Annotated in this window: 9 protein-coding genes; 2 read left to right on the forward strand and 7 right to left on the reverse strand. The window is 59.8% G+C overall.

Features of this window, described 5'->3' with window-relative positions:
- On the forward strand, positions 1-136 hold a 136-nt coding region (locus tag AB4Z51_RS43135; RefSeq protein WP_441499306.1), incomplete at its 5' end, for a transposase domain-containing protein.
- Between the two features lie 157 nt (positions 137-293).
- Here the strand turns inward: AB4Z51_RS43135 and AB4Z51_RS43140 are convergent.
- The 5 genes from AB4Z51_RS43140 to AB4Z51_RS43160 are packed head-to-tail and all read right to left on the reverse strand — an operon-like array spanning position 294 to position 5205.
- Positions 294-566, reverse strand: a complete 273-nt coding sequence (locus AB4Z51_RS43140; protein ID WP_135215048.1) for an acyl carrier protein — start codon at positions 564-566, stop codon at positions 294-296.
- 22 nt (positions 567-588) lie between these two features.
- A complete protein-coding gene (locus AB4Z51_RS43145; RefSeq protein ID WP_135215047.1) occupies positions 589-1812 on the reverse strand; it encodes a pyridoxal-dependent decarboxylase, exosortase A system-associated in 1224 nt (407 codons plus the stop codon).
- A complete protein-coding gene (locus tag AB4Z51_RS43150; protein WP_135215046.1) occupies positions 1791-3398 on the reverse strand; it encodes an acyl-CoA ligase (AMP-forming), exosortase A system-associated in 1608 nt (535 codons plus the stop codon). The genes AB4Z51_RS43145 and AB4Z51_RS43150 overlap by 22 nt, the downstream gene beginning before the upstream one ends.
- A 20-nt stretch (positions 3399-3418) precedes the next feature.
- Positions 3419-4399 carry a hypothetical protein gene (locus AB4Z51_RS43155; protein WP_228411354.1) on the reverse strand — a complete coding sequence of 327 codons (981 nt, stop codon included), beginning with the start codon at positions 4397-4399 and terminating at the stop codon, positions 3419-3421.
- On the reverse strand, positions 4396-5205 hold the full coding sequence (locus AB4Z51_RS43160) for a polysaccharide deacetylase family protein (RefSeq protein WP_167768074.1): 810 nt from the start codon (positions 5203-5205) through the stop codon (positions 4396-4398). Before AB4Z51_RS43160 ends, AB4Z51_RS43155 begins: the two co-directional genes overlap by 4 nt.
- Positions 5206-5990: 785 nt before the next feature.
- Here AB4Z51_RS43160 and AB4Z51_RS43165 point away from each other — a divergent pair.
- Positions 5991-7049: a rhamnosyltransferase WsaF family glycosyltransferase gene (locus tag AB4Z51_RS43165; protein WP_225004951.1), complete on the forward strand. Its 1059-nt coding sequence runs from the start codon at positions 5991-5993 to the stop codon at positions 7047-7049.
- 33 nt (positions 7050-7082) lie between these two features.
- Here AB4Z51_RS43165 and AB4Z51_RS43170 read toward each other — a convergent pair whose 3' ends face one another.
- Positions 7083-8027, reverse strand: coding sequence for a hypothetical protein (locus tag AB4Z51_RS43170; protein ID WP_441499606.1), 945 nt, complete (start codon positions 8025-8027; stop codon positions 7083-7085).
- A gap of 115 nt (positions 8028-8142) precedes the next feature.
- Positions 8143-8660: serine O-acetyltransferase (locus tag AB4Z51_RS43175; protein ID WP_441499607.1), on the reverse strand; the 518-nt coding region annotated here is incomplete at its 5' end.

Below are 8660 nucleotides of genomic sequence, written 5' to 3' on the forward strand. Positions count from 1 at the left end.
TAAGCTGAACGATGTCGATCCGCTTGCCTATCTGACCGATGCCCTCACCAGGATCGTCAACGGCCATCCAAACAGCAACATCGATGAGCTGCTTCCGTGGGCCTATTGCCGTCACGACCTCAAAGCCGTGGCCTGAGAACGACGCTTACTCATAAGTGCACGCCTGCCGCAGCAGAAACCGTCAACATGGCATTGACAGTTTCTTGCGGGGGAAGACTTCGAGCGGATGCCTGTAGTTGGTTGGCGCTTGACCGTCGCGATCAGGGCAGGTGAGAGACGATCGGCCGCTTGGTTTAGTGGACCGGCAGGGGCGTCCTCATCCTGACGAACTCCGCAAGGGAGCCCACGGTCTCAAAAATCTCACCGCTGAACTCGCTGCCATCGACTTCGAAGCCGAACTGCTCCTCGAGCGAAGTCAGCAGTACGACCACGGCAAAGGAATCAAGCTCGGGCATGCTGCCGAACAGGGGCGTCGACGCGTCGAGCGTGCTGGCCCGGTCCTCGATGCCGAGCGTCTTCACGATAACGGCTTTGACGGCTTCAAACGTGCGATCATCAATATTCATTTTGTTCTCCAATTGCTCAAGCCTATACAAGCACTTCAACCGGCGGCGGGTGTCCAAGGAAAGCAGTGGGGCTGGCTGTTAACCCGTAGGCGCCGGCCTGAAACAGAACGATCAAATCGCCAATTTCGGCTCGCGGCAAGCTGACGTTGTCCCCGAGCAAATCCAGCGGGGTGCACAGACAGCCGACGACGTTCACAACTTCCTCGGCTTCATTGCCAAGCCGGTTACCGACCGCGATCGGATAATTTCGCCGGATCACCTGTCCAAAATTGCCGGACGCGGCGAGTTGATGGTGCAGTCCGCCGTCGACCACCAGGTATTGGCGTCCCCGCGACTCCTTGCGATCGACGACGCGGGTGACGTAGACGCCGCACTCGCCGACAATGTAGCGGCCGAGCTCGATGACCACTCGTGCCTCGGGCAACTGTGGCTCGATGGCAGTCTCGAGTAGCTCCGCGAGGTTGCCGGCGATGGCCGACAGCTCCAACGGGTGATCCTTGTCAAAATAGGGAATGCCGAATCCGCCGCCGAGGTTAACGTAGCGGATCGGCGGCGACTTCCGGGCCAACTCCAGAATGAGATCAACTGTGCGGCGTTGCGCCGAGCAAATGAGATCTGCGCTCAAGTTCTGGGACCCGGCGAAGACATGGAATCCCAGAAACTCGACGTCCGCGGCCGCGATGTCGGCGAGCAGAGATGGCACCTTTTCGGCATCGATGCCGAACTGCTGCGGACCCCCGCCCATGCGCATACCTGAACCCTTCACCTCGAAGTCCGGGTTCACGCGGACTGCGATCCGCGGGCGCACCCCTAGCCGCTCGCCGGCCTTGATGACTCGCGCAACCTCGGTGGCCGATTCGATTTCGATGATGACACCCGAGGCAACGGCCTGCGCTATGCTTGCCTCGTTCTTGCCGGGGCCGGCAAAACTGACATTGGCCGGGCGCATCGGCGTGTCGAGCGCCGTTCGCATCTCGGATGCCGACGCGACGTCGAAGGCGTCCACCAGCGTCGCGAGATGCTGCGCCACCGCAGGCATTGGATTGGCCTTGATTGCGTAGCTCAACTTGATGCGCCGCGGTAGCGTTGACCTGAGCAGTTTGACCCGATCGGTGAGCAACGCGCGATCATACGCGAAGAACGGCGTGGAGCCGACCCGCTCGGCCAGCCGAGTGAGTGGGACGCCACCGACGGCGAGTTGACCCTCGATCTGGCCAAACGCGGCTATGGTTGGTCGCAGGGCCAAGAGGCAAACTCCTTTCTCAGCATGGCGCGGTCGAACTTGCCATTTGGCGATCGCGGGATTTCATCCCGGATGATGACGGCCGAGGGCACCATGTAGAGCGGCAATCTGCGCTTCATTGCGGCGATGATGGCGGTATGATCGGTGCCATTCGCTCCAGTAGGGCTCGCGACAAGCAGGATGCGCTGGCCAAGATTGCCATCCTCCACGCCGAGCGCCACCGCATCGCGAACGAGCCCGGTCGCGTAGGCCTCATCCTCGATTTCGGTCGGGCTTATTCGGTAGCCGGAGGTCTTGATCATCTCGTCCTTGCGTCCGACGAAGTAAAGGAAGCCCTCGTCGTCGGTCACCACGGCGTCGCCGGACCAGACTGCGATCTCGGGCGTTCGCCATGAGGCATCCCGTCCCGGCGCCGGCCGGAATCGTGCGGCCGTGCGCTCCGGGTCGTTCCAGTAACCCATCGCAACTAGGGCGCCGCGGTGAACCAGCTCACCTTCTTCACCCGGATCGCACCTGGTGCCGTCGGGCCGAACCACGAGGATCTCGGCATTCGGAATCGCTTTGCCGATGGAGCCGGGCCGGCGATCGATCTCCGCTGGCTCGAGGTAGGTGGAGCGGAATGCTTCGGTCAGGCCGTACATCAGATACGGCTTGGCTTGCGGGAAGTGGGCCCGCAGCTTGTCAAGGACAGGCTTGGGCATCTTCCCGCCGGTGTTTGCGAAGTATCGCATGGTTCGCGTGGCCTCGGGGGACCAGTCCTGCTCGGCGATCTGGATCCACAGCGGCGGCACACAGGTCAGGCCTGTGACGCCATGCCGGGCGCAGAGCCGCGCGACGTCGCCGGGCAGGAGGTAGTTCATGAGCACCACGTGCGCACCGACGCTGAAGGCGGTGGTGAGTTGGCTAAATCCGGCATCGAAGCTTAATGGCAGAGCGGCCAGGATGACGTCGTTGGCATTGTTCCCAAGATATTGGCTCACGCTCTCGGCGCCAACGATCAGGTTTCGGTGACTGAGCACGACGCCTTTGGGTTTGCCCGTGCTGCCCGACGTGTAGAGGATCGCAGCCATATCGAGATCAATGGCGGCGTTTCCTGTCGGGCCCTGATCTTCAGAAGCAGACGACTGCGGCCAGCGGTGGATCGCCGCTCCTATGTTACGCGAGATATTGTGCGGTCCGGCGTCAACGAGCAGGATGTGCTCGACACTAGGGCTCGTGCTAAGCGCATCGCCAAGGAACTCCAGCCGTTCGGAGGAGGTAACCAGCACGCGCGCGCCACTGTCGGCGAGGATGTGTGCGATCTGGTGAGCACGCAGAAGGGGATTGATTGGCACGAAGGTCCCGCCGGCTGCGGAAGTGCCGAATATTGCCGCGACCGTCTCGATACGCTTCTCCAGAAACACCGCCACGCGCTGCTCCCGCTCGAGGCCGTGGCTGGCGAGCTTTGCGGCCACTGAGCAAGCCTGCTGCCACAACTCCGCGTAGCTCAAGGTCGTGCTTCTATATGTCAGCGCCGGCGCCTCTGGATGTGAGGCGGCGCGATGTTGGAGCAGGTGATGCAAACTCGTCCGTATCATCGTTTGACCCATGTCCGACCCGCCTGTTCCGTTCACCACGTTACGCAGGTGAGTTCACTATAGAGGTCGTCGATCTGCTCCGGGCGCAAGGTCGCGCTCCGAAACATTTTTGGTCTCGGCGACTTCAGCATGATCGATCGCCTCGGGCGATCGCCTACGACGCGCAGCTCCGTCAGCGTCGCCAGGATCCCGTGGCGAAGCAGCAGATGGCGCGCGACGTACATTGCGACCTTGTGAAACAGCTTTCGATTGCCGACGTACAAGATCGCAGCAAACACTGGAAGGTTCTTGCGCCGGACCCTGCGGAACATGACGTAGCAGGTCGAATTGCCTTCAACGACCACGATATGATGTGCCGCAGCCGCGCGCGCGTGGTCGCGATAGATCTCCAGGTCGCGATCATGCAGAGTACGCTCGATTTCCTGCGGCTCGGAGATGACGCGCACCCGCTGTGATACGAGCGGAAATGGCAGATTCGGGACAAGGGCGGTCGTCGCATCCAGGTGGGAGAACTTCAGCCGGAGATTGAGCGGTATCACGTTTCCGCTCGGCGAGAGATCAGTGAAATGGTAGCCCTTCTGCGCGAGCAGTGCGTTGAGCAACAACACGCTGCGCGTTCGGTATTCGTCAAGCACGCACCAGGCGGCAAGATTGCAGAACCGCTCGGTTTGGCCATCTATTCTCCGCTCGGAATAGAACGCCAGATAAGCGCCGACGATCCGTTCGCCTGCACGCAGCAGGAAGCCATGGTTTGGCGGGCTGCACCTCCATGGCGGGGTGATTGCGGCCTCCCACTCGGCGCTTGTGATGCGCGTATTCAGCTCGGCATGCAGAAACTTCGCCACCGCTGGTACATCCGCGAAGGTGATAGGATGGATCACTGCCGCGGCCGCCGATTTGTTCGACATCGAACTGTTTAGCGGATGCATCACTTCGGACTGCTGCAGCTGCGTGGGAATATCTCGAAAACTGTGGAGCTTGCTGGTCGTCGATGAACGGGGCGGCTGGTTCATGACTGCTTGGGTCGCCTGTAGGTTACGAACGGTCTGAGAGCAGATTTCTGATCCGCCGAAAATGATCTGTGGTTCTTCAGCCTCCTCTTCAATGCGGAAAGGTATGGCGCCCAGGCATAGGCGCCGTTGTACTTCAGAAAAAACTCCAGACGCCCGTCGAACGGATCAACCTTCACGCGCCCTCTGACCAAGTCAGAACCAGTCGTATCCACGGGGGCGGGGGTGGTGGTGAAGACGGCTTCATAGCCAGCCGTTCTGCACAGATCGATCGTTGAGGAATCATGATCGCCGTAAGGAAGGGCGAATAGACGAACATCTTGTGTCGTCAGGTCTTCAAGCTCGTGACGCGAGCCCTCGATCTCTTCCCGGGCATCTCCAGGAGCCAAACGCGAGAGGCGAGGGTGGGTGCGGGAGTGAGCCCCAACGGTGACAAGCGCCGATGGCAGCGTTGCGATCTGTTCGGCCGACATCACAGTCTCGATGGAGTCGGGGCTGCCATCTTCCATCGACCAAGGTGGAGGCCCGCCCAACGTGCCGGTTGGAACAAAAATTGTCGAATGAAACCCGCGTGCGGTAAGCGCCGGCAAAGCATTCTTGGCGACGCTGACATACGCGTCGTCAAATGTAATCGCGACGTTGGCTTTACCCGAAGGCAAGCTCCCACGGTGCGATGCCGGTGAGACCTGAGCCTTGCGTCGGATCGACTCCAATTGGCGTACGAAATTCGATCGATAGGCGTCGGGTATGCCGTGATAGTAGAGGATGACCAGCTTGGGGGCCGGCGAACGTCCTGCTAGTCCCAGCACAAATCGTGACAGTCCTCGCGCCAGATAATAGAGCAGGCTGATTGTTAGCTTCGTTGTGCGCTTGGCGCTTGGACCGACTGAGATGTCACGCCTGACCAGCGGCGGCTTCCGGGCGGGCCCAGCGGGCGGGGCTTCAGCGCGAGCCGGCTGTACACTTCCGCCTAGACCGGTATTTGAGCTGGGCACTGCGGTCAGGCCGATCCAGCTACCTGGTAGAGAGTTCGTCCACACTCCGGCCATCCACTATATGCTCGTTTGACAATTGAAATTATATCAAAATAAATAAATACACGCGAGTTAAATTTTAATATAAGCGTATTTACCATAATAATCGAATTCTTGGTTTTCGTAACTCCAAGCGTTTGGCTGTGCAAGGGATTTTTCGAGTAAAGTGGCTTGACTGCAGCGAGGTTGATCGCCGGCGTGTCAGTTAAGCGCGAATTACGTTGCGCGATATCGGTGATGTCCTAATCTATTTCAAAGTTTATTGTGCAATATTATGATTTGATCCGTGGCCTTGCAAAGTACGGCGCGCGCCACGCGGTAATAAAAGCGGCATGAAGGCTATGGCAAGGTCACCTCTAAGTTCCGCTCGAATCCAGCTAGCTCGTCGCGGGCGGCAGCTGACGAATATCTTGTTGGCAGAAGGCCACCAGGGACTCGCTGAACGGGTCAGAACCGCAGCCGCAACGTGGATGCGCCCCAAGCGAATTGCCTGGCCTGTGCTGCCCGAAGACATCTTGGCCGCCGACCTCAGTCGACCCCTCCCAAGATCGATACCCAGAATGAGATCGGGTGAACCGATTTCAATTAACTGGGTGACGACGCCGACGGGACCCGGATCCGGAGGCCATACAACCTGTTTTAGGATCATCAAGTATCTTGACAAAGCCGGGTACGACAATCGGATCTTTTTCTATCACATTCATGGCGCCGACCAGAAGTATTTCGAGGGCGTCGCGCGCGAACACTACGGGCTGACGTGTCCGATAAGTGATATTCGCAATGGAATGCCGGACGCTGACGCGGTGGTCGCGACAAGTTGGCCAACTGCCTATGTCGCGTTCAATGCGGCCTGTGCCGGGAAGCGTTTCTATTTTGTCCAGGACTTCGAACCATATTTCGAGCCTGTCGGCGCGTACAGCGTGATCGCAGAGAATACTTACCGAATGGGATTCCATGGCATCACAGCGGGAGCGTGGCTGGCGCAAAAGCTCTCGCGTGAGTACGGCATGGATGCGGACCATTTTCCGTTCGGCTGTGATACGTCACGCTACCATCGTGACCCGGTGTCCCGACGTTCAGGAGTCGCATTTTATGTGAGAACCGGAACGCCCCGGCGCGGGACCGAGCTCGGGCTGTTAGCTCTCGAGCTATTCGCCAAACGGCAACCCCATGCCCAGATACATTTGTTTGGTGAGAAGTTGGAGGGCCTGACCTTCAACTGCATCAACCATGGCTTGGTGAGCCCAGCCAAGCTCAACGAGATATATAATCAGTGTTTCGCGGGAATCTGCTTGTCTTTTACCAATGTGTCCCTGGTTCCGCATGAAATGCTCGCCGCAGGTTGCGTTCCGGTCGTCAATGATGCCGAGCACAATCGCATCGTGCTCGACAATCCGTACGTCCGCTACACATCTCCAACTCCTCACGCCTTGGCTTCGGCTTTGGAAGACCTCATGCAGATGGCCGATTTCAATGCTCTGTCACAGATCGCTGCGGAGAGCGTCAAATCAACGACGTGGGACGATGCAGCAGCGGCAGTCGACGCGGCTTTCAGGCGAGCCTTGAACGCGTCACGGCAAACGCAAGTCCTGGAAAGCTGTCTCGCGACGGTCGATTAGCACCGCCGCCTTGTGCCCGGCGGGCCGAACCTCTCAGCTCCCCCCGTCAGTGTTGCAGGGTTGCGTGCGTACGATCGTTGCCTGTTGGTTCGACGCGTCGATAGTCACTATCTGCGCATCCCATCCGTTGACTGCCGAGCACCTCACGTCGATCGGGCGATATCCCCACGAGCCTTGGACGATGCGCAGACCAAGCACTGAGCCCGGCGTTCCTAGTCGAAAAGGTGCGCCGCCTCCTTGAACAAGCAGCCCGTCAATTTCGACGGATTCATTACCCTGGCTGTGTGGATAGAAGAAGGGGGCRGTGCCACCGCATGTACCAACTTCGACCATATGCAGCGTCACATTGCGGACTGTCAGCGCCGCTCCGTCATAGCCCTGGATCCCGTCGCCGTGCCAGTCGCGACACATCTCAGGAGAGGTGACCTTGACGTAGCTGTCCTCGATCCTGACGGCCGCGCAGCCACGGGACCGCCCGCCAACGCGGAAGCCTTCCGGCAGCCCATCGATCTTCACGCGACGTGCTATGTATCCACCGGTCGCTACCGCGGGCGCGTCGGCGYCAGTCGTCGTCTGGCCTGGCGCACGCACGAGAGAGACATCCTCAAGGAGGAGCCCGTTGTTGCACTTGCCGTTTGTCTCGTTGAGGATATGACCGCCCTGGATTTCGACCCGCCGCACTGTAACATCGTCGGCAGCGATGATGAGGTCGGCGTTCACTAGCCGCACATCCTCCAACACGGCGCCGCGCTTCGAGATCCGTACTGTCCTGGTGTAGGTTGTGGCCGGCTTCCAATCGAGGGGCACGCCGGTCGTCGACGGACCTGGAAATGAAGTTCTGGCCTGCGGCCGAGCAGGCACTTCTTCACCGATTGCTGCGGAGGTGAGCATTAAGATCGTTGCCGCGATGCCCGCGCCTATCGTCCGTGCAGTGCGGCCGTGGAGACGGTCTGCCGTGCGGGCTGCAATGGCAAACATCCTGTTCCTCCTCTTGAACTGACCAGACCGCCGGGAGCGTGGAATCGGATTAGGACCCGTCGGCGCCGTCCCTCGGCGTCTGTGCGTGTCGACCCCCGCTCTGGGCCCGTTGCGATCAGCCATGCGAGCATCTGTATTTGTCGGCAGCGTCACAATCTTGTGTCAGTATCCGTGCCGGAACACCAACCGCGATCGCCCCGGATGGAATGTCGGTCAGGACGACGGCGTTGGCGCCCACCGTCGCGCTTGAGCCGATCTCGATGGGTCCCAGCACGCGACATCCGGCCCCGAAGAACACGTTGTCCCCTACGGTCGGCCAGCGCAACGGCTTAAGGCGGCCCAACGTCACACTACCCATAATTGAAACATTCGTGCCCATGGATTCCACGACGATCACGCAACCGACCGGATGGGCGATGTACAGTCCTCCCCCGATCCTCGCGCCCGGCACCAACTCAAGTCCGTAAAGTCTCAGCAGGCGACGCTTCAGAATGCCAGGCAGCAACTTCACCTTCCGGCGATGCATTAGTGTGGCAAGCCGGAACCACGCCATCGCTCGCAGAGGGGGATGCCGAAAGAGCAGCTTGAGGAGCAACAGGGGTGTGAGCTCGCTCCTATTGGCAACATCCTCGG

The organism is Bradyrhizobium sp. 2TAF36, from assembly GCF_052114925.1.
Lineage (GTDB): Bacteria > Pseudomonadota > Alphaproteobacteria > Rhizobiales > Xanthobacteraceae > Bradyrhizobium > Bradyrhizobium barranii.